This is a genomic window from Streptomyces sp. LUP30, from assembly GCF_001746365.1.
Taxonomy (GTDB): domain Bacteria; phylum Actinomycetota; class Actinomycetes; order Streptomycetales; family Streptomycetaceae; genus Streptomyces.
This window is the reverse complement of sequence record NZ_MJAJ01000068.1, coordinates 23,430-43,305: the sequence shown is the minus strand read 5'-3', so window position 1 is coordinate 43,305 and position 19,876 is coordinate 23,430. Positions and strand designations below refer to the sequence as shown.

14 protein-coding genes and 2 tRNA genes are annotated in these 19,876 nt (G+C 71.3%); 10 read left to right on the top strand and 6 right to left on the bottom strand.

All coding sequences use genetic code 11. The features are described from left to right. Both BG482_RS36075 and BG482_RS36070 read right to left on the bottom strand, forming a co-directional pair. Positions 1 to 3,297, bottom strand: a 3,297-nt coding sequence (locus BG482_RS36075; protein ID WP_079142588.1) for a PAS domain-containing protein, incomplete at its 3' end; no start/stop codon positions are given. A 454-nt stretch (positions 3,298 to 3,751) separates the two neighbouring features. Then, a complete protein-coding gene (locus BG482_RS36070; protein WP_069773432.1) occupies positions 3,752 to 4,282 on the bottom strand; it encodes an SSI family serine proteinase inhibitor in 531 nt (176 codons plus the stop codon). 158 nt (positions 4,283 to 4,440) lie between these two features. On the opposite strand from BG482_RS36070, the gene BG482_RS36065 reads away from it, so the two are divergent. Beyond that, positions 4,441 to 4,531: transfer RNA gene (locus tag BG482_RS36065), tRNA-Ser, on the top strand. A 230-nt stretch (positions 4,532 to 4,761) separates the two neighbouring features. Further along, positions 4,762 to 4,834 (top strand) — tRNA-Arg (locus BG482_RS36060). Between the two features lie 124 nt (positions 4,835 to 4,958). On the opposite strand, the gene BG482_RS44355 is transcribed toward BG482_RS36060, so the two are convergent. From BG482_RS44355 to BG482_RS36050, 4 genes are all read right to left on the bottom strand, one after another. Next, positions 4,959 to 5,240 carry a replication initiator gene (locus BG482_RS44355; RefSeq protein ID WP_176741555.1) on the bottom strand — a complete coding sequence of 94 codons (282 nt, stop codon included), beginning with the start codon at positions 5,238 to 5,240 and terminating at the stop codon, positions 4,959 to 4,961. Between the two features lie 805 nt (positions 5,241 to 6,045). Next, the gene (locus BG482_RS43565) at positions 6,046 to 7,206 is read right to left on the bottom strand and encodes a hypothetical protein (RefSeq protein ID WP_141746700.1); all 1,161 of its coding nucleotides are present in this window, start codon (positions 7,204 to 7,206) and stop codon (positions 6,046 to 6,048) included. 557 nt (positions 7,207 to 7,763) lie between these two features. Continuing rightward, positions 7,764 to 8,414: a rhomboid family intramembrane serine protease gene (locus BG482_RS36055; protein WP_069773431.1), complete on the bottom strand. Its 651-nt coding sequence runs from the start codon at positions 8,412 to 8,414 to the stop codon at positions 7,764 to 7,766. 124 nt (positions 8,415 to 8,538) lie between these two features. Then, the gene (locus tag BG482_RS36050; RefSeq protein WP_069773430.1) at positions 8,539 to 9,024 is read right to left on the bottom strand and encodes a MarR family transcriptional regulator; all 486 of its coding nucleotides are present in this window, start codon (positions 9,022 to 9,024) and stop codon (positions 8,539 to 8,541) included. Positions 9,025 to 9,400: 376 nt separating this feature from the next. Here BG482_RS36050 and BG482_RS36045 point away from each other — a divergent pair, with 376 nt between their 5' ends. The 8 genes from BG482_RS36045 to BG482_RS36010 all read left to right on the top strand — a co-directional run bounded on the left by BG482_RS36045 (position 9,401) and on the right by BG482_RS36010 (position 19,834). Then, positions 9,401 to 9,847 (top strand): hypothetical protein, encoded by a 447-nt coding sequence (locus tag BG482_RS36045; protein ID WP_069773429.1) that lies wholly within the window; start codon positions 9,401 to 9,403, stop codon positions 9,845 to 9,847. Continuing rightward, positions 9,768 to 10,643, top strand: a complete 876-nt coding sequence (locus BG482_RS36040) for a DUF2797 domain-containing protein (protein ID WP_069773428.1) — start codon at positions 9,768 to 9,770, stop codon at positions 10,641 to 10,643. Before BG482_RS36045 ends, BG482_RS36040 begins: the two co-directional genes overlap by 80 nt. 383 nt (positions 10,644 to 11,026) lie before the next feature. Beyond that, complete coding sequence (locus BG482_RS36035) at positions 11,027 to 11,767, top strand: response regulator transcription factor (protein WP_069773440.1); 741 nt, start codon at positions 11,027 to 11,029, stop codon at positions 11,765 to 11,767. Continuing rightward, the gene (locus BG482_RS36030; protein WP_069773427.1) at positions 11,764 to 13,389 is read left to right on the top strand and encodes a HAMP domain-containing sensor histidine kinase; all 1,626 of its coding nucleotides are present in this window, start codon (positions 11,764 to 11,766) and stop codon (positions 13,387 to 13,389) included. Before BG482_RS36035 ends, BG482_RS36030 begins: the two co-directional genes overlap by 4 nt. Positions 13,390 to 13,403: 14 nt before the next feature. Beyond that, positions 13,404 to 15,002, top strand: a complete 1,599-nt coding sequence (locus tag BG482_RS36025; protein ID WP_069773426.1) for a bifunctional glycosyltransferase family 2/GtrA family protein — start codon at positions 13,404 to 13,406, stop codon at positions 15,000 to 15,002. Beyond that, on the top strand, positions 14,999 to 17,200 hold the full coding sequence (locus BG482_RS36020) for a glycosyltransferase family 39 protein (protein ID WP_069773425.1): 2,202 nt from the start codon (positions 14,999 to 15,001) through the stop codon (positions 17,198 to 17,200). The genes BG482_RS36025 and BG482_RS36020 overlap by 4 nt, the downstream gene beginning before the upstream one ends. 124 nt (positions 17,201 to 17,324) lie before the next feature. Then, positions 17,325 to 18,884: an MFS transporter gene (locus tag BG482_RS36015; protein WP_079142586.1), complete on the top strand. Its 1,560-nt coding sequence runs from the start codon at positions 17,325 to 17,327 to the stop codon at positions 18,882 to 18,884. 185 nt (positions 18,885 to 19,069) lie between these two features. Beyond that, the gene (locus BG482_RS36010) at positions 19,070 to 19,834 is read left to right on the top strand and encodes a TetR/AcrR family transcriptional regulator (protein WP_176741554.1); all 765 of its coding nucleotides are present in this window, start codon (positions 19,070 to 19,072) and stop codon (positions 19,832 to 19,834) included. Positions 19,835 to 19,876 lie beyond the last annotated feature (42 nt).

The following is a 19,876-nucleotide window of genomic DNA, read 5'->3' as shown; positions in this document are numbered from 1 at the left end:
CGCGGCGCCGTTCGGCGGTAGCGGCGCACTCGGCACCGCCCCCGCCGGTGCTTCGGCCGGCAGCGGCTGTCCCTGCCCGGGCGCCTGCGGTGCGCCAGCGCCCAGAGGGGCGCCGGGAGCCGCCTGAGCGGCTTGCGCTGCGGCGGGCTGCCCGGGCAACGGCTGCCCCGGTACGGGCGTGGGGACCGGAACGGGCTGGGCGCCGGCGACGGACTGCCCGGCCTGTGCCTGGGGCTGTGCCTGTGCCGGGACGGCTGCCTGGGCCACCATGGCTCCGGCCTGTCCGGCCTGTCCGGCCTGCGCGGGTGCACCGACGCCTTCGGCGGGCGGCTGGGCGACGGCGCGGCGGCGACGGCCTGTGGGCGCGCTCGTCGGGTGCGGCTGGGGCGGAGTGTGGTCCTCGGACTGGTCGTGCGCGACGGCGTCATGCCGACCGTGGTCCACCGCGTGATCGTCCGCGGAACCCTGACCCGGCACCTGACCCGGCACCTGACCCGGCACCTGGGCCGGTGCCTGTGCCTGTGCGGGAATCGGAGCCTGCCCGGGCAGGGGGACGGGTGCGGGGACAGGGCCGGGTCCGTGGGCCTGCGCCGGAAGCGGAGCCTGGGCCTGGGCCTGGGCCTGAACCGGGGACTGCGCCTGGACCTGGACCTGCGCCGGAACATGAACCGCTCCGGGCCCGGGAACTCCCCCTGCTCCAGGGGCCGTTCCGGCCGCCGGCGCGGGAAGGGGACCCGCGCCCGCCGGAGGCACCGGCCCCCCGGCCCGGGCCTGGTCCGCCGCGCTCGTGCCACCGGAACCGCCGGGACCGTCCGGCCCCCGGTCCGCCGCCGCGGGCGGCAGGGCGAACACCGCACGGGGGCCCGCCTCCTGGGCGGCGGCACGCTCGTTCGCGGCGGCCAGCGCACGCCGGCGGCGGCCCGTGGGCTGCCCGCTCTCCGCGTCCGTCTCCGTGCCAGAGTTCATGCCCGAGTTCATGCCCGAGGCCGTGTTCGACGTGCCCTGGGGTTCCGCGGATGCGCTCGCGAGCGCGGGCAGGGCGGGCGGCAGGGCGTTCTGCGGCTGCTGCTCGTCCGGCGCGTGCCGGGCCCGCCGTCCGCCCGGAGCTGTGACGCCCTGCGGCGGGATGCCCTGCGGTGGGACGCCCTGCGGTGGGACGGTGCCGCCGAGTCCCGTGCCCGAGGCGGCGGTTCCCGCAGCGTGCTCCGCCGCGGTGACGACGGCTCCCTCGCTCACACCGCTCTCGGCTCCCGCGTCCCCCACGACGGCGACCTCGGCCGACCGACCGCGCCGCCGTCCGGTGCCGCCGGGACCCTCCGCGTTGTCCGCGCCGTCGGCCTCGCCCACCGCGGGCGGAAGCTCGCCCGGGATCTCCTGTGCGGCCGGGCCACGCCTGCGCCGGCGTCCGGTCGGGGCCGACGCGTCCGGGTCCGCCCCGCCGTCCGCGCCGCCGTCCGCGCCGGGGAGCGGAGCCTCGCTCTCCAGGAACGCGTCCACGGAGGACCGCCGGGCCCGTCGGCGTCCACCGACGCCCTGCTCGGCCTGCTCTGCCTGGTCACCCGGGGCGTCCGCGCCGGGCCCGGCCGCGAGGGCGGGCAGCGCCATGGCCGCCGGAGCCGCGACGGCACCCGCCCCGCCGCCCAGCGGCACCTCCAGGACATAGGCGCTCCCGCTCATGCCCGGCACCTCGTGCGTCTGCAGCACCCCGCCGTGCGCCCGCACGATGCCCCGCACGATCGGCTCGTGCACGGGGTCGCCGCCCGCGTACGGCCCGCGCACCTCGATGCGCACGACCTCGCCGCGCTGAGCGGCCGCCACCACGACGGTGTTGTCCATGTAACCGCCCGCCGAGACGGGCGCGTTGCCGGTCGCGTCCACTCCCGCGACGTCGGCCACGAGGTGCGCGAGCGCGGTCGCGAGGAGCCGCGCGTCGACCTCGGCCTCGATGGGCGGCGCGTGCACGGCGAACTGGACCCGTCCGGGCCCGATGAGGTCGACCGCTCCGTCGACGCCGGCCGCGACGACGGCGTCCAGCATCACCTTCGTCCGGACGACGACCTCCGCACCCGTGTCCAGCCGCTGGTACCCGAGGACGTTGTCGATGAGCGTGGTGATCCGCGAGTAGCCGGCCGACAGGTGATGCAGCACCTGGTTGGCCTCGGGCCACAGCTGACCGGCGTCGTCCGCGGCGAGCGCGGCCAGCTCGCGGCGCAGTTCGTCCAGGGGGCCGCGCAGGGAGCCGCCGAGCAGGGTGAGCAGTTGCTCGTGCCGGCCGGCGAGCGCCTCGTAGCGGTCCTTCTCCCGTTCGCCCAGCGCGGCGTAGCGTTCCTCGCCCGCCGCGAGCTCCTCCTCGTGCCGCTCGCGCAGCTCCTCCAGCTCGGTGACGTGCTGCTGGCGCAACGCGGTGAGGTCGGAGGCGTGCTCCTCGGAGAGCTTCTCCAACTCCGCCGTGTGTCGTTTCTCGACGGACTCCTTCTCCTCGGCGAGGGCGTCGAAGGGCCGCCGGTCGGTGAAGGTCATGACGGCGCCGACGAGCTGATCACCGTCGCGCACGGGTGCGGTCGTCAGGTCGACCGCGACCCTGTCCCCGCCCTTGGACCACAGCACCTGTCCGCGCACCCGGTGCTTGCGCCCGGAGCGCAGCGTGTCGGCGAGCGGCGAGTCGTCGTACGCGAAGGGCGAGCCGTCGGCGCGCGAGTGCAGCACGAGGTCGTGCAGCTCCTTGCCGCCGAGATCGCTGGCCCGGTATCCCAGTATCTGGGCGGCGGCCGGGTTGACGAGCACGATCCGCCCGTCGGTGTCGGTGCCGACGACGCCCTCGGAGGCGGCCCGCAGGATCATCTCGGTCTGCCGCTGCGACCGCGCCAGCTCGGCCTCGGTGTCGATGGTGCCGGAGAGGTCGCGCACGACGAGCATCAGCAGCTCGTCGGAGGCGGACGGGTAGCCGTAGCCGTCGTAGGCCTGCTGGCCGTTCTCGAGGTTGGCGCTGGTGACCTCGACCGGGAACTCGGTGCCGTCGGTGCGGCGGGCGACCATCCGGGTCGGCTTGGTCTGGCCGCGCGGGTCCATGTGGTCGGGCCGCCGCATGGAGCCCGGGATCAGCTTGGAGTCGAACTGCGGGAGCAGATCGAGCAGCCCCCGCCCCACCAGCGCCGTGCCCGGAGTCTCGAAGGCCTCGAGCGCGATGGTGTTCGCGTTGACGACGGTCCCGTTGGCGTTGACCAGCAACAACGCGTCGGGCAGCGCGTCGAGTATGGCTGCGAGGCGAGCAGCGCCTCGGGATGGCCTGCTGCTCACGAGTCGCTTCCTCCCTGTTACCGCACTTTGCCGACCGCTCGGGCCATCTTGCCAACCGGTCCGCAGCGTGTCACGCGAGGGAGTCTAAGGGCTGGGGTCCCTTCGGCGACGCCGGATGAGAGGGAGCTCGCACGACGAAGCACCACAGAACGTATGTCCGTGCCCGTCCCCACCGGCCCTGTCGCCCCCCGGCCTGCCGCAAAGCCCGCTCGACGCGTGATCCGAAGGGTCCGCGACTTCGCGGGACCTTCGCCCGACCTTTACGGAACAGGTGCTTCCGCCCCACTCCTCGCCCGACGCCTCAGCCTGACCCGACAGAACCCGATGCCCGAGCCCTGAGCCCCGAGCCCTGAGCCCGGCACCGGTGGCCATCGGATTCAGCCGGGTTCAGCCGGGTTCATCCGGGTTCCGGCGGGTTCCAGCGGGTTCCAGCGGGTGGATCCAGTCGACCGGCTCAGCGGCCCACGGGGCGCAGATCCGGCAGCAGCGGCGCGAGCCGGTCCCACCGCTCGATCTCACAACCGTTGCTGCGGTCGTACGAGGCGTCGACCGGCCGCCCGGCCCAGCGTCCGGTGACATGCGCGGTGGCCGGCCCGCCGTACCGCATCGTGCAGACCTCGCCCTCGGGCACGGGCGCGAAGACGTCCCGCCCCCACCGGGTGTCCCGGTCCAGGGCGTCGCACGCGCCTGCCGTGTCCGGATGACTGCCGCCGTCCGGGTGGCAGTACACCTCGAAGGTCCCGTCCACCCGCGCACCGGCATGCCGGACGGTGACGGTGAGATGGTCACCGGAGACCTGGTCCTCCTCCCGGACGGGCGGAGGCGCGAGGGGGACGGAGCCGCCGACGAGCGGCGTGACGGCGGTGAGCGCGTCGACCGTCCCGGCGTAGGCGGCGCCGGGGCCCGCGCCGGAGGCGGCGATCATGGCGGCGCAGGCGGCGGAGACGGTGACGGCGAAGCGTCGGAGCGGGGTGACCTGGGGCATGACCGTACTAACGGGTGCACCGCCGACGACGTTGCGCCCGGACAACGCCTTTGCCCTGTGACCGGGGCGCCTAGTACCGTGGAGGCCGATTGGTGACACGACGCTCGACTGTGTCATCATCTGCACGCGCCACTCGCACACACGCGAGCGGTTGTGCTGGAGGCGTCGCCTAGTCCGGTCTATGGCGCCGCACTGCTAATGCGGTTTGGGGTTTACGCCCCATCGAGGGTTCAAATCCCTCCGCCTCCGCTCGAACACCGAAGCCCCGGTCCCAGTGACCGGGGCTTCGTCGTTCCCCGACTCGCCTCACCCCGCCCCGATCCGACCGGGCCCACGAAGCCCTCTTGAAGGGGTTTCCGCAGGTCACAAGGGGTATGGCTAACGGATTTCACATGACGGCGGCAGTCATGTAATGTTCTTCCTGTCGCCGCGAGCGGGCCGGAAGGGCCGGGAGCGAAGACAGAAAAATCGAATAACAAGCACTCGTAGCTTAACGGATAGAGCATCTGACTACGGATCAGAAGGTTGCAGGTTCGAATCCTGCCGAGTGCACAGCAGACCAGAGGCCCTGAGGATCACTCCTTAGGGCCTCTGGCTTTTGCGTTGACAGCAGTGTTCGACGGCAACCGCCTTTGTGGGTGGATCAGACAGCTACTGGGACACCGCCGGGCCGCCGTCATCGTCCGGATGTGGCCGAGTAGGCGCGCGACTTGCCGGCGAAGTGACCCCGGATGCCGAGCAGGTGAGCCCCCAGAGCTTGAGGTGGGCGAACTCGGGGGAAGTGGCCGAGCGCCCAGGCGGTGCGGATCATCCGTCGGGCGTGCTGCTGGACGGGGAGGTCTGTGCGGGGTTCGGCCCGCCCGGTGCCGTCGCAGTCGGCGCCGAGGTCGCGGAAGCCGTCGGGGCCGCGCGTGTGACCGAGTGCAGCGCAGGGGCGGCACATGAGGGCGCGGTCCACGGTGGCCGCGCCTTTCGCGCTGTTGGTGGCGTGCTGGCCACGTATCCGGGGACCTTGGCGTCCGTGAGTTCGCCGTCTCCCGGGCGGAGATCTGGTCCACCTTGGTCGACGGGGTGATGCGGCCGCGGAGGTGGCGGACTGCTCCGTTACGCGGTCGAAGGCGTCGGCGCTGGCCGGTTCGACGAGACCCGGTAGGCCGGGGCTGATGACCTGGCGCAGATCGAGAGGGCGGCGCATGAGTGGCGGGGTGTCCTTTCTGGCACGAGGGTGAGGACTGCGGGCAGCAGCCGATTGCTGGCGAAGGCGGTCGGACTGCTGCCCGAAGGGTGGGACGTCGCGACGGAGCGCGCTTCGGCCGGCGTCGCGACGGAGCGCGCTTCGGCCGGCAGCGGCTCAGGACCCTTGACCGCGGGCGAAGCGGGGGCCGGAGCTAGTTGAGGAGCGACCGGGGCCGAGCCGGAACGGTGAGTGGTGCCGCAGGGCGGAACGCGTCCGAGGCCGTCTCAGGATCGTCCGGCGGGGCAGCTGTTACGGCGGGGCGGGCGACGGTGTGTAAAGCGCGCAGGAGCTGCGGGCCACGGAACCCCAGCCGAGGAGGAGCAGCGGGGCCACCGCGTCGACGACGGCGCGACCGTAGCGGCGGGCGACGATGGGTACTGCGACGTTGAGGGCGAGGGTCAGCAGTCCCGAGAAGTCCAGCTATGGACCAGCACTGGCCAAGAGCTGTCCATGGACGCCGCTCTTCGACTGGTCGGCGCCTCGCGAATGATCCCGATTGGTGAGGAAATCTGGGAAACGTCCGCGGTCACTTTTCGGATTTTGAAATGGGAACTGCCTTGCTCAAGGCGTCAAGGATCGGGGCACGCGCGCTGGACTCGCGGGGCAGGATCAATGCCAATGCTGCGGTGACCATAAGTGTGACCCGTACGCTTCCAGAAACAGCCGGGGAGCTTGCTACCGGGGGAATCAACGGGATGAGGAAGGCGGCTGCGAGCAAGAGCAGCGGGGGGAAGCAGCGTTGGACTGCAGAACGAAAACGGGATACCCCCGAAACCGGTGGTGCATGCTTGACGAAGGATTCCCAGTCGTCGTCTGCGAGGGCGGCGATTCCTGAACACATCGACTGGATGACGCGGTCGTACGAGTTCGGCCCACTGGCCCGGATGATCACCTGTTGGTGATCGCGAATGAGGGCAGCGAGGGCGAGTCCATCGCTGGCAACTTTATCGCGCGTTTCTTTGTCCGAGAAGAACAGAGGGCCCACGTAGTAGGGAAAACTTTCGGCTCTCCTTACTGCCCTCTCAATGGTTTCGAGCAGAGCATGAGCACTCCCGGGTCTACTCCACTTCAGTCTCGTTTTCTGAGCCTGTGCAGATATGTTGACCAGATCCAGCAGCAGCCAGTCGTGCGGGTGGGCCAGGGGAGGCTTGTATCGGCTGAGAAAGTTGCTCCCAAGTGTGGTTATCATCGCCAGGGCGATGCAGATGAATAGGTATGCGGCGCCGCCGACAGCGAATCTCACGAACGCATCCTGTGCCGTCAGTGAATTCCCCCACCTGCTCCGGATCAGTACCCAAAGGGAAAATGAAGTGATCACCGCCATGATCGAGATGGCTCGGAATCTGTATTTAACCATGAATCTTCTTCCGAGCGATATTTTAGTGCTCGTTCTTGGGCTCAGGTAAGCGAGGGCGGAGGTTGCAAAGAAGAGTACCCCGCAGAAAAGGGGGACGATCCACGCCACGGGAATTCTGGCTGTCTCATTTTGAAGGTCCGCTGAGGAGTAGTGAGCGTAGGCGTAGCCGAATGCCCAGGGAGCCAGTGTTGCGAAGAGGAGGGTGAGGGTGCTCAGCCCTGTAGGGGCCCTCTTTTCTTCGACGTATACACGAATGGCCGCGCGGGAGACTCTTTTCCTGGCTGCTTCGAATTCGCTGTCGCTCAGATATCGCCTGGCGAATGTTGACAATTTATCCTGGTATTGGCGAGATGAATCTCCAGGGCTCTCGTGTTGCAGATCTATCCCCTTGAGGATAGAGGTGATTCGTCGTCGGCTTACTCTGAGTGCAGAATTCAGTGACCTGAAGTCGCGTGTTAATCTTCGTGGCATGGGGGCTCGTCTTCCGTCAGTGACGTTCGGTGGGTGGTGTTTCGTGACCTTCTCGTGCGCGATGTTAGCCGTAGTCCGATGGTCCTGTCCTCGGATCGCTTGGAGATTTCCGTACCGGATTCCAGCGCCATATCTTTTCATCATCAATAGCCGCGTGCACCAGCGCCCGCCCCCGGCCCGATTCCGTTAATGCCGAACACGCCCCTGGTTCGGCGGATTGATCAGACCACTCGCCCTGGTGTGCGCGCCTACCGACCAGAAGGTTGCAGGTTCGAATCCTGCCGAATGCGCATCGGTCCAAGGCCCCGGAGAGCTCCGGGGCCTTCGGCGGTTCGGATGGCAGAGGCTTTCGGGGGGATTGCCTTCGTGCCGCGGCCCGCCCGGGTTGTTCTCCCGTGGGTGGCGGGGCGTCGGCGCTAGAGCAGTCCCAGGTCGCCGAGTTCCTTGTGCAGGTCTGCGCGTGGGGTGTCGGCGGGGGTGGGGGGTGTGGCGCCGCGGGGGCGGCGGTCGCGGAAGAGCCATGCTCCGAGCAGGCCTCCGGCCAGGCCTCCGAGGTGTCCGAGCCAGCTCACCCCCGGGGTTCCGGGCACGGCGACCGTGAGCAGATAGGCGAAGGAGGCGGCCATGACGACGCCGATCAGCGTGTCGATCAGGTGCCGGTCGAAGAGTCCGCGCACCACGACGTAGCCGAAGTACCCGAAGACCAGACCGCTCGCGCCGACCGTGTCCGCGCCGCCCTGTTCGAAGAACCAGACGGTGAGACCGCTGGAGACGGCGACGAGCAGGGTCAGCCCGAGGAAGCGGGTCACGCCTCGGTAGGCGGCGAGGAAGCCGAAGACGAACAGCGGCCCGGAGTTGCTTTCGATGTGCGCCCAGTTCCAGTGGAGGAAGGGCGCGGTGAGCAGGTGCGGCAGGGCGCCGACGTCACCCGGGAGCACTCCGAACTCCCGGGACAGGGCGTAGTCGTCGGCGTAGTTGGCGACCTGCGCCAGCCAGACGACCGCCAGCAGACCGAACATCACGAAGAACGCCTTGCGCGCCTCCGCGATCAACTCCGATTCGCCCATGACAGCTCCCCTCCCCGCCGGACGCCACCGCTCCCCGGCGGGCGCTCTCGCATCGTCGTCGAACTCTACGGAGCGCGGCCCGGGATGTCGCCGGGCCCGGGCCCGACGCGGGCGGGTGCTGGGGCTAGCGGTCGCGGAGTTCCTCGCGGTAGGTGTTCACCAGCGCCGTCGCGCGGGTGAACCAGTCCGTCAGGACGGCGGTCTCCTGGGGGGAGTAGTCGGCGAAGAGGCCGTTGAGACGGGCGTAGTGCGGTTCGTACAGGGCGTGGACCCTGGCCACGGCCGACGGCACGGCGGCCACGCGGACCCGCCGGCGGTCCCGGGGGTCGGGGCGGCGGGTGACGTAGCCGGCACGTTCCAGGCGGTCGAGGATGCCGGTCACCGCGCCGGTCGTGACATGGACGCGGTTCGCGAGGTCGCCGGCGGTGAGGAGGTCGTCGCCGGCCTGGATGACGTAGCCGAGGCAGGTCAGGTCGGTGACGTTCAGGCCCAGGCGCTGGGCCATCTCCTGCTGACCGACCAGGCTGGCCGCGATGAGGTCGTCCATCGCCGCGAGCGCCTGCTCGGGGGTCGCGGCGGGGCGGGGGGACGGCGGTGGCTCGGGTGTCATCGCGGGGGTCTGGTTCCTCTCCTGCACGCTGCCTGCACGCCCCGGCCCTCCGGCCCGAGCTCGTGAGCCCATCCTCCACCCCAGCACTTCCCCGCCGAGCCGGTGAGCTCATCCTCCCCCGGTCTCCGGCCCGAGCTCGTGAGCTCATCCTCCGCCTGGACTCCGGCCCGAGCCTCGGTCCCGAGCCGGAGGATCAGGCGGCCCCAGCCCCCTGATCCTCCGGCTCAGGCGGCCCCGGCCCCTGGCCTTCCGGCTCGGGCCGTCCCCCTCGTTCCCCCCTCGTCACGGCTTCGCGTGGGTCCTTGTTCGCCGGCTTCCACTTGCCTTACCTTGTAAGAGGTTTACGTTAGTAACTTCTTAGGAGGTGAGAGATTCTGTGACTGGGCATCTGTACGACGAGTACGACGAGGGGCACACGATCGCCGGCTGGACCGGAGTCGCCGTCGCGACCTCGGGGGCGGCGCTGATGGGCGTCGGAGTCTGCGCCGTCTCCGGGCCCGCGCTGCTCGGCGGAGGCGTCGTCGTCGCGGTGAGCGCGCTGGTCACCTGGGGGCTGCACCTCACCGGACGGGGCAAGCCGCCCGGGGTGCGGCCGCGGTCGGAGTGGGGGATGCGGGTGCGGGACGCGGGGGCCCGGGACGGGCATCCCGGATGCCTCGGATGCCGGCTCGCGGGACGAGGGCGCCCGGCCCCGGCCGTGGCCCCGGCCGCTTTGTCAGTGGCTGGGCCTACCGTTGCGGGTGATGGCACAGGCGTGGAAGTGCTCGGGGCTGCGGTGGTCGGCGCAGGGCCCCGTGCTGACGTGGGACGGAGGGCGTCGTAGCCCGCTGAACTGGGGTAAGCGGGTCTCCTTCCAGGTGGCGGCGGGGGGCGTGCGGCAGTGTGTCGGGGCTCGCGGGCATCCGTGTCCCGTACGGGCGGGGATCTCGGGGAGGAGCGCGGGAGCCCGGTGCGAGGAGTGTGCGCGGCTGGACCGGGCGCACTCCGTGGCGGCGGACGGGGTCGCCGATGATCCGCGGCCGTACCACGTGTATCTGGCGTGGTTCGGTCCCGGCCTGGTCAAGGTCGGGATCACGGCGGTCGAGCGCGGGTCGGCGCGACTGCTGGAGCAGGGCGCCGTCTGCTTCACGTGGCTGGGCGCCGGACCGCTGATGGCCGCCCGGCGTACCGAGGAGCTGTTGCGGGCCGCGCTGCGGGTGCCGGACCGGATCCCGTACGCGGAGAAGCGGGCGGTGCGCGCCGCGTTGCCGGAAACGGAGGAGGAACGGGCGGACGAGATCAGGGAGGTGTACGGGAAGGCCGTCCGACTGGGCGGTTGGCCCGAGTCGTTGACGCCCGAGCCCTTCCGGTCGGTCGACCATGTGCGGGCGTTCGGGCTGGCGGGAGTGCCCGCCGCCCTCGGGGAGGTGCGCGAGCTCGTGGCCGGGGGGTCGCTGAGCGGGGAGCTGGTGGCGGCCGCAGGGCCCGACCTGCATCTCGCCGCACCGAGCGGGGTGGTCGTCCTCGACACGCGGCTGATGCGGGGGTGGGAGCTGGTCCCGGCGGCGGGCGGCGAAGTCGCCTTTCCCGTACGGCACTTCGAGGCGCCGGCGGACCACCGGCAGGACGGCCTGTTCTGAGCCCGGCTCGAGCCGGGTGCAAGCGCCTCGGCGGAGTCCGGTCGGACTGTGCCCTTCGGCCGAGTCCGGTCGGACGCGCTGTCGGACGAGTCCGGTCGGACGCTGCCGTCGGCCGCCCGGTGTCGTCGCCGATCTTCGGCGGTCTCCGGCGAGGGGGCGCCCAGGTGGGGCACAGGGAAGGTCTCGGGCGGGCGGCCCCCGGGGGTTTCGGGGAGGCGGGTCCCGGGGGGTGCGGAAGGTGCCGTTCACGGGCATTCCGGCCGTGCGGCCGGGGTCGCGGCAGGAGCTTCCCAGGCGTTCCCTGAGAGGGGCCTGTGCGTTTCTCAGGGAAATCACAGATGGGTGAAAGAGTGCTCTCAGGGGGCCCCGACAGGGTGTTCATCATGACCACGACCTCGCCCCAGGGGCGCACCGAACTGCTGAGGCCGGACGGGAGCCCCGTCCGAGTGCTTGTGGTGGACGACGAGATGTCGATCACCGAACTGCTCTCCATGGCCCTGCGCTACGAGGGTTGGCAGATCCGCAGTGCCGGGGACGGCACGGGCGCCCTCCAGACGGCCCGCGAGTTCCGGCCCGACGCCGTCGTCCTCGACATGATGCTGCCGGACATGGACGGGCTGACGGTCCTGGGGCGGCTGCGGCGTGAGCTGCCGGACGTCCCGGTGCTGTTCCTGACGGCCAAGGACGCGGTCGAGGACCGTATCGCCGGTCTCACCGCCGGGGGCGACGACTACGTCACCAAGCCGTTCAGCCTGGAGGAGGTCGTGGCCCGGCTGCGTGGGCTCATCCGCCGCTCCGGCGCCGCCGACCGGCGCTCCGACTCCGTGCTCGTCGTCGGGGACCTCACCCTGGACGAGGACAGTCACGAGGTCTCGCGGGCCGGCGACAACATCCATCTGACGGCCACCGAGTTCGAGTTGCTGCGCTTCCTGATGCGCAACCCGCGGCGCGTGCTCTCCAAGGCGCAGATCCTGGACCGGGTGTGGTCGTACGACTTCGGCGGTCAGGCCAACGTCGTCGAGCTGTACATCTCCTACCTGCGGCGCAAGATAGACGCCGGCCGTGAGCCGATGATCCACACGCGCCGCGGAGCCGGTTACCTGATCAAGCCCGCCGTGTCATGAGCGGACGGCGACGACCGCGTCCGCAGAAGCGGCGAGCGGGTAAACCGCGCACCCTTCGGACCCGGCTCGTCGTCGTGTCCGTGACCCTGATCGCCGTGGTCTGCGCGCTGATCGGCACCGTCACCACCTTGGTGCTGCGCGATCACCTCTACGGGCAGCTGGACGACAGCCTCAAGGAAGCCGCGATGCGCGTCTCCGGCGGGCCCGTCGGCGGACCCGGCGGAAGGAACGGAAGCGTCGCCGGGAGCGGCCTGCCGCAGCAGCGGGTGACCGACATCGGCAAGTTCGTCAGCCAGGGTCTGGGGCCGCACGAGGCCCTCGCGGCCACGGTGGTCGACGGCTCCATCACCAGCGGCAAGGTCGGCCACAAGCGCACCGACGACAACGACATCCCGCAGATGAACGCCGAGGACCTCACCGAGGCCCAGCTGAAGAGGCTCGGCTCGGTCGCGCAGGACGGCAAGCGGCACACCGTCGAGATCTCCGGCCTCGGCACGTACCGGGTCCAGTACATCCACGGCAACAACGGCGACTTCTACGTGGGCATCCCGACGGCCGACGTCGACGGCACCATCAGCACCCTGATCCTCGTCGAGATCAGCCTCACCTTCGCCGGGCTGGTCGCCGCCACCCTCGCGGGCACCGTGATGGTCGGCGTCGCCACCCGTCCCCTGCGCAAGGTCGCCGCCACCGCCACCCATGTCTCCGAACTCCCTCTGCACACCGGCGAGGTCAACCTCAGCGAGCGGGTGCCGGAGGCGGAGACCGATCCGCACACCGAGGTCGGGCAGGTCGGCGCGGCGCTGAACCGGATGCTGAACCACGTCCACAGCGCGCTGCACGCCCGCCAGGAGAGCGAGACGCGGGTCCGGCAGTTCGTCGCGGACGCCAGCCATGAGCTCCGTACGCCGCTCGCCTCGATCCGCGGGTACGCCGAGCTGACCCGGCGCGGACGGGAGGAGGTCGGGCCCGACACCAGGCACGCGCTCGGCCGCATCGAGTCCGAGGCCGGCCGGATGACCCTCCTCGTCGAGGATCTGCTGCTGCTGGCCCGGCTGGACGCCGGCCGCCCGCTGCAGTTCGAGCAGACGGACCTCGTCCCGCTGGTCATCGACACCGTCAGCGACGCCCGCGCCGCCGGACGCGAACACGTCTGGCGCCTCGAACTCCCCGACGAGCCCGCGCTGGTGTCGGCCGACTCGGCACGACTGCAACAGGTGCTCGTCAACCTGCTGGCCAACGCCCGGACGCACACCCCGCCCGGCACCACGGTCACCGCACGCGTGCAGCGTCGCGGGCCGTGGCTGTGCGTGGACGTCCAGGACAACGGTCAGGGCATTCCGTCGGACCTCCTCCCGCATGTCTTCGAACGGTTCGCGCGCGGCGACTCCTCGCGTTCCCGCGCCTCCGGCTCGACCGGTCTGGGCCTCGCCATCGTGCAAGCCGTGGCGACCGCGCACGGCGGCGCGGTGACCGTCGACAGCGCGCCCGGACACACCGTGTTCACCGTGCACCTGCCCGCGCTCGGCCCCGCCGTGCCCCGGCCCGCTCCCGAAACCGACTGGCGGCTCGACTCACAGGTCGAGCACAGTGCCACCACATGGGTGCAACAGGGCGCCTGACGAGAGTCGACGACATGCGAACCGACTCTTCTCCCGGCACCCTGCCGGCGCGGGAGCACCTCCCGGCCGCCACAGCCGGTACGCCTGTCCTGGACGTGGTGATCCCCGTCTTCAACGAGGAGAAGGACCTCCAGCCCTGTGTCCGGAGACTCCACGACCATCTGACGCGCACGTTCCCGTACTCCTTCCGCATCACGATCGCGGACAACGCGTCGACCGACACGACGCCCTCGGTGGCGCGGCGGCTGGAGGCGCGGATCCCGGAGGTGAGGACCTTCCGGCTGGAGCAGAAGGGCCGCGGCCGTGCGCTGCGGACCGTCTGGTCGGCCTCGGACGCCCCGATCCTCGCGTACATGGACGTGGACCTGTCCACCGACCTCAACGCGCTGCTCCCGCTGGTCGCGCCGCTGATCTCCGGCCACTCCGACCTGGCGATCGGCTCCCGCCTGGCCCGCGACTCCCGTGTGGTGCGCGGCCCCAAGCGGGAGTTCGTCAGCCGCGCCTACAACCTGATCCTGCGCGGCTCGCTCCAGGCGCGCTTCTCGGACGCGCAGTGCGGGTTCAAGGCGATCCGGCGGGACGTCGCCCAGGTTCTGCTCCCCTTGGTGGAGGACACCGGCTGGTTCTTCGACACTGAGATGCTGGTGCTCGCCGAACGAGCCGGTCTCCGTATCCACGAGGTGCCGGTCGACTGGGTCGACGACCCGGACTCCACGGTGCACATCGTGAAGACGGCGACCGACGACCTGAAAGGGGTGTGGCGCGTGGGCAAGGCCCTGGCCACCGGTTCGCTGTCCCTCGACCGGCTCCGCCGCCCGTTCGGCGACGACCCGCGCGACCGTGACATCCAGGACGTTCCCAAGGGCCTGGCCCGTCAGCTGCTCGGGTTCTGTGTCGTCGGGGGTCTGTCCACGCTCTTCTACCTGCTGCTCTACAGCGGTTTCCGCCAGTTCAGCGGCTCCCAGGTCGCCAACGCGCTGGCCCTGCTGGTCTCCGCGGTGGCCAACACCGCCGCCAACCGGCGCCTGACCTTCGGGGTGCGGGGCCGCGGCGGAGCCGTCAGGCATCAGGCACAGGGGCTGGTCGTCTTCGGTATCGGCCTCGCGCTGACCAGCGGCTCGCTCGTCGCGCTGAACGCGGCGACCTCAGAGCCCGCGCACTCCACCGAGCTGGCGGTGCTCGTCGCCGCCAACCTCGCCGCCACGGTGCTGCGCTTCCTGCTCTTCCGGGTGTGGGTCTTCTCCGACCGGCGCGACGGCGAGGACCCGGCGTCGACGACCGGGGCCCCCGACTCCTCCGCCTCTCCCGCCTCCTCCGCCTCCTCCGCCTCTTCTGCCTCTTCTGCCTCTCCCGGCTCTCCCGCGGGGCCGTCGTCCTCCTCGACGCACCCGGCTGTGGGCCCGTACCCGACGACGCCTGCGACGACCGCGTCGGCGCAGGCCGGCGGCCCCTTCGTGCCGCTGCCGCAGCGTCCGGTCGCCCACCCGGACGGCGCCGCGCAGCCCACGCACCACCTCCGTGCCGGCGAAGCCGCGGACGGTACCTGGCGGGACGCCACCGTGCGACTGCAGCCGGTGCGCCCCCATGACACCGACCGGGGGGACGCCCGATGACCACTCATCTCGACCAGCCGACGGCCTGGGGACCGTCCCCCACCGCGGCTCCGCAGGAACCGGCCGTCCCGGCCCCCGGCGCGGGCGAGCCCCAGCAGCCCCTGACGCGCAGGCTCTGGCGCGGCAGGCCCGAGGACCCCCGCTGGGCGCGCCCGGCCTTCCTCGGCCTGCTGGCGGCCACCCTCCTGCTCTACCTCTTCGACCTGAGCGCCTCCGGGTACGCGAACTCGTTCTACTCAGCGGCCGTCCAGGCCGGCAGCCAGTCCTGGAAGGCCTTCTTCTTCGGCTCGCTGGACGCCGGCAACGCCATCACCGTCGACAAGCCTCCGGCCTCGCTGTGGCCGATGGCGCTGTCGGTGCGGATCTTCGGCCTGAGCTCCTGGGCGATCCTCGCGCCGGAGGTGCTGATGGGCGTCGGCACGGTCGCCGTGGTGTACGCCTCCGTGCGCCGCCGGTTCAGTCCCGCGGCCGGGCTGATCGCGGGCGCCGTGCTCGCACTGACCCCGGTCGCCGCGCTGATGTTCCGGTTCAACAACCCGGACGCGATGCTGGCCCTGCTGATGGCCGTGGCCTGCTACTTCACGGCTCGCGCGGTGGAGGACGGCCGGACGAAGTGGCTGGTGTGGGCCGGGGTCGCGATCGGCTTCGCGTTCCTCGCCAAGACCCTTCAGGCCTTCCTGATCCTGCCGCCGCTCGCGCTGGTCCACGCGGTCTGCGCGCCGGTGCCGGTGAGGAAGCGGCTCGGCCAGCTGGCCGTCGCCACGGGCGCGTTGATCGTGTCCGGCGGCTGGTGGGTGGCGATCGTCGAGCTGTGGCCCGCGTCCTCCCGTCCGTACATCGGCGGTTCGCAGAACAACTCCTTCCTGGAACTGACCTTCGGCTACAACGGTCTCGGCCGCCTCAACGGCGAGGAGACCGGCAGCGTCGGCGGCGGCGGTGGCGGCGGCAACGCCGGCCAGTGGGGCGAGACCGGCTGGGACCGGATGTTCAACTCCGAGATCGGCGGCCAGATCTCCTGGCTGCTCCCGGCGGGGCTGGTGCTGCTGGCCGGTGGCCTGGTGGCGACCCGGAAGCTGAGGCGGACGTCGACGACCCGGGGTCTGTTCCTGGTCTGGGGCGGCTCGCTGCTGATCACCGTCATCGTCTTCAGCTACATGGCGGGCATCTTCCACCAGTACTACACGGTGGCGCTCGCCCCCTACATGGCTGCCGTGATCGGCATGGGCGCCGCGACCCTGTGGGAGAGGCGGGCCGAGATCTGGGCCTCGATCACCCTGGCGGCCTCGGTCGTGGCGGCCGCGGGCTGGAGCTACGTCCTGCTCAACCGCACCCCCGACTACCTGCCCTGGCTGAAGTGGCTGATCCTCGTCGGCGGTCTGACCGCCGCGCTCGGTCTGACCTTCGCGGGCCGGATCGACCGTCGGCTCGCCCTCGCGGCGGCCTCCGTGGGCCTGGTGGCCGCGCTGGCCGGTCCGACGGCGTACACCGTCAGCACGCTGCGGGAGGGCCACACCGGTTCCATCGTGACGGCCGGTCCGGCCGGCGCGAGCATGATGGGCGGCGGCCGTCCGGGCGGCGGTGGTGGCCGAGGCGGCTTCGGCGGCCCCGGCGGCCAGAACCAGCAGAACGGCACTGGAAACGGCACCGGAAACGGCAACGGCAACGGCACCACACAGAACCAGGGCCAGGGCCAGAACCAGGGCCAAGGTCAGGGCGGCGGCACGGGCGGCTTCCCCGGCGGGGCGATGCCGGGCCAGGGCCAGGGCCAGCGGAACGGCATGCCGGGCGGCGGGACCGGCGGCGGCCTGGGCCGTGGCGGTGTCGGCGGTCTGCTGAACGGCGCCTCGGTCACCGACGAGGCCAAGAAGCTGCTGGAGTCCGACTCCGGTAAGTACACCTGGGCGGCGGCCGCGATCGGCGCCCAGAACGCCGCGAGCTACCAACTGGCGACGGGCGAAGCCGTGATGGCGATCGGCGGCTTCAACGGCACCGACCCGTCGCCGACGTTGGCGCAGTTCGAGCAGTATGTGGCCGACGGCAGGATCCACTACTTCGTCAGCAGCGGCTCGGGCGGCGGCATGGCCGGCAGCAGCACCGGCACGTCCTCGCAGATCACCTCCTGGGTCGAGGCCAACTTCAAGAAGGTGACGGTCGGTTCGGCCACCTTCTACGACCTGACGCAGAAGACGGGCAGCTGACCCGTCACGGAGCGGGCTGAGGCGAGGGCGGTGGCGCATGCCACCGCCCTTCCTCGTGCCCGGGGCGAGAGCCGCCGCGGAAATGTGTTGTACACCGTATGGGAAGCCTTCTACGGTGTACGACATGACAACGTCCCCGCCCCCGTCCCCCTCTCCGCAGGGGCACCCGCGACGCTGGCTGATCCTCGGCGTCATCTGCCTCGCGCAGCTCACGGTGGTGCTCGACAACACCGTCCTGAACGTGGCGATCCCCTCGCTCACCCGCGAGCTGGGAGCGGCCACCTCCGACATCCAGTGGATGATCAACGCGTACTCGCTGGTGCAGTCCGGCCTGCTGCTCACCGCGGGCAGCGCCGCCGACCGATACGGCCGCAAGAAGATGCTGGCGGCGGGCCTGGCGCTGTTCGGCGTCGGCTCCCTGGTGGCCGGTCTCGCGGACTCCACCCCCCAGTTGATCGCGGCACGGGCGGGAATGGGCGTCGGCGGCGCGCTGCTGTTCACCACCACACTCGCCGTGGTGATGCAGATCTTCACGCCCGAGCAGCAGCCGAAGGCGATCGGCGTCTGGGCGGCGGTGAACTCGCTGGGCTTCGCGACCGGTCCGCTCATCGGCGGCTTCATGCTGGACCACTTCTGGTGGGGTGCGATCTTCCTGATCAACCTGCCGGTGGCGGCGCTGGGCCTGGTCGCGGTCGTCACGATGGTCCCCGAGTCGAAGAATCCGCAGGGCGAACGTCCCGACCTGCTCGGTGCGTTCCTCTCCACGGTCGGCATGACCTCGCTGGTCTTCGCGATCATCTCCGGCCCGTCGCACGGCTGGACGTCGGCCAGGGTGCTGGTGAGCGCGGCGGTGGCGGCCGTCGTCCTCGCGCTGTTCGCCTACTGGGAGAGCAGGATCCCGTACCCCATGCTCGACCTGGCCTTCTTCCGCAACCGGCGGTTCACGGGCGCGGTGGCCGGCGCGGTCCTGGTCACCTTCGGGATGGCCGGAGCGCTGTTCCTGCTCACCCAGCAGCTGCAGTTCGTCCTCGGATACGGCCCCCTGGAGGCGGGCCTGCGGACCGCGCCGCTGGCGCTGACCGTCGTGGCCCTCAACTTCACCGGGCTGTCGGTCAAGGTGATGGTCGGGCTGGGCGGGCCCTTGTCGGTGCTGGTGGGGATGGTGTCGGTGGCGGCGGGGCTGGTGTCCATCGCCGTGGCCGCCGACGGATACGCCGGGATGCTGGCCGGACTGTTGCTCATCGGCGTGGGAACAGCGGTCGCGGGCCCGGCGATGGCCCACGCGATCATGAGCTCGATACCGCCGGCGAAGGCGGGCGTCGGGGCCGGGCTCAACGGCACGGTGGCGGAGTTCGGCAACGGGCTGGGCGTCGCCGTCCTCGGGGCGGTGCTGACCGCAGAGTTCGCCGCGCAGTCGCTGCCGACGGCGCTGGCCGGGGCCGGGACGGCGCAGGAGAGGTCACGCGTCCTCGACTCGTTCGCCTCCGGGCTGGAGACCAGTCAACTGCTCGGCGCGTCGGCGGTCCTGCTGGGCGGGGTGGTGGCCGCGGGCCTGCTGCGCAGGGCGGAGCACGAGGAGAGCGAGGGGCAGCAGGGACCCGACGGGCACGAGGGGCGTGAGGGACCCGAGAACCATGACGGGCACGAGGGGCGTGAGGGGAAGCCACCGGTTCTGGCCGCGTGATCCCCGGGGCGGCGAGGCCGGCCGCCGGCCGCGGGCGCGCCCGCCGCGCCGTCCGTCGGCCGGGCCCCCGTCGGGCGGGGCCCCCGTCCGGTAGTGCACCCTGCGCCGACGGCGGCCGCCGGTCTGGTCGTCGCCTCCGCTTAGCATCTTCACCAGTGACCGGAAGTCCAGGAAGGTGCCCAGCCATGGCCGAGACCGCCAAGGACGCAGCGCGGCACAGTGTGTGGCTGGAGGGCGGGGCGCGTCGGCGTGGGCGTGGCGGGGGGCAGCCCTCCGGGCTCGACCGGGACCGGATCACCGAGGTCACCGTGCGGCTGCTGGACGCCGAGGGGCTGGCCAAGTTCTCCATGCGGCGGCTGGCGGCCGAGCTGAACGTGACGGCGATGTCGGTGTACTGGTACGTCGACACCAAGGACGACCTTCTCGAACTCGCCCTCGACACGGCCTTCGGCGAGCTGGAGGACCTGCCCGATCCGCAGGACGACGACGCCGACTGGCGCGGGCAGATCCGCGCGCTGGCCACGGCCTACCGCGGGCTGCTGGTCCGGCACCCCTGGCTGTCGCCGCTCGCCGGCCGCTACCTCAACATCGGCCCCAACGCCCTGCGCTTCGCCCGCACGGTCCAGCAGGTCGTGCTGCGCACGGGCCTGCCCGCGTACGGCGTCACCGGCGCGATCTCGGCCGTCTTCCAGTTCGTGTACGGCTACGGGACGATCGAGGGCCACTTCTTCGCGCGGGTCGCCGACACCGGCCTGACCCCGGACGAGTACTTCCGCGACGCCATGACCGCCACGGCCGAGGCCCCGGACACCGCGGACGTCGTCGAGCAGTCCCGGAACCTCATGGCGGCCCGCGGCGGCGACACGGTCGCGGAGATGATGGACCGCGACTTCACCTTCGCCCTGGACCTGCTGGTGGCGGGCATCGAGGCGATGGTGCGACGCGGCTGAGCCGGGGCCGGACCGTCGGCAGGGCCCCGGGGCCGGGAGGGA

Bases quoted from the DNA above. Each gene is read 5' to 3' on its own strand.
- BG482_RS36020 (WP_069773425.1), top strand. From the start codon at position 14,999: ATGACCACTCATCTCGACCAGCCGACGGCCTGGGGACCGTCCCCCACC.
- BG482_RS36055 (WP_069773431.1), bottom strand. From the start codon at position 8,414: ATGGGCGAATCGGAGTTGATCGCGGAGGCGCGCAAGGCGTTCTTCGTG.
- BG482_RS36025 (WP_069773426.1), top strand. From the start codon at position 13,404: ATGCGAACCGACTCTTCTCCCGGCACCCTGCCGGCGCGGGAGCACCTC.
- BG482_RS36015 (WP_079142586.1), top strand. From the start codon at position 17,325: ATGACAACGTCCCCGCCCCCGTCCCCCTCTCCGCAGGGGCACCCGCGA.
- BG482_RS36030 (WP_069773427.1), top strand. From the start codon at position 11,764: ATGAGCGGACGGCGACGACCGCGTCCGCAGAAGCGGCGAGCGGGTAAA.
- BG482_RS36010 (WP_176741554.1), top strand. From the start codon at position 19,070: ATGGCCGAGACCGCCAAGGACGCAGCGCGGCACAGTGTGTGGCTGGAG.
- BG482_RS36070 (WP_069773432.1), bottom strand. From the start codon at position 4,282: ATGCCCCAGGTCACCCCGCTCCGACGCTTCGCCGTCACCGTCTCCGCC.
- BG482_RS36035 (WP_069773440.1), top strand. From the start codon at position 11,027: ATGACCACGACCTCGCCCCAGGGGCGCACCGAACTGCTGAGGCCGGAC.
- BG482_RS36050 (WP_069773430.1), bottom strand. From the start codon at position 9,024: ATGACACCCGAGCCACCGCCGTCCCCCCGCCCCGCCGCGACCCCCGAG.
- BG482_RS36040 (WP_069773428.1), top strand. From the start codon at position 9,768: ATGGCACAGGCGTGGAAGTGCTCGGGGCTGCGGTGGTCGGCGCAGGGC.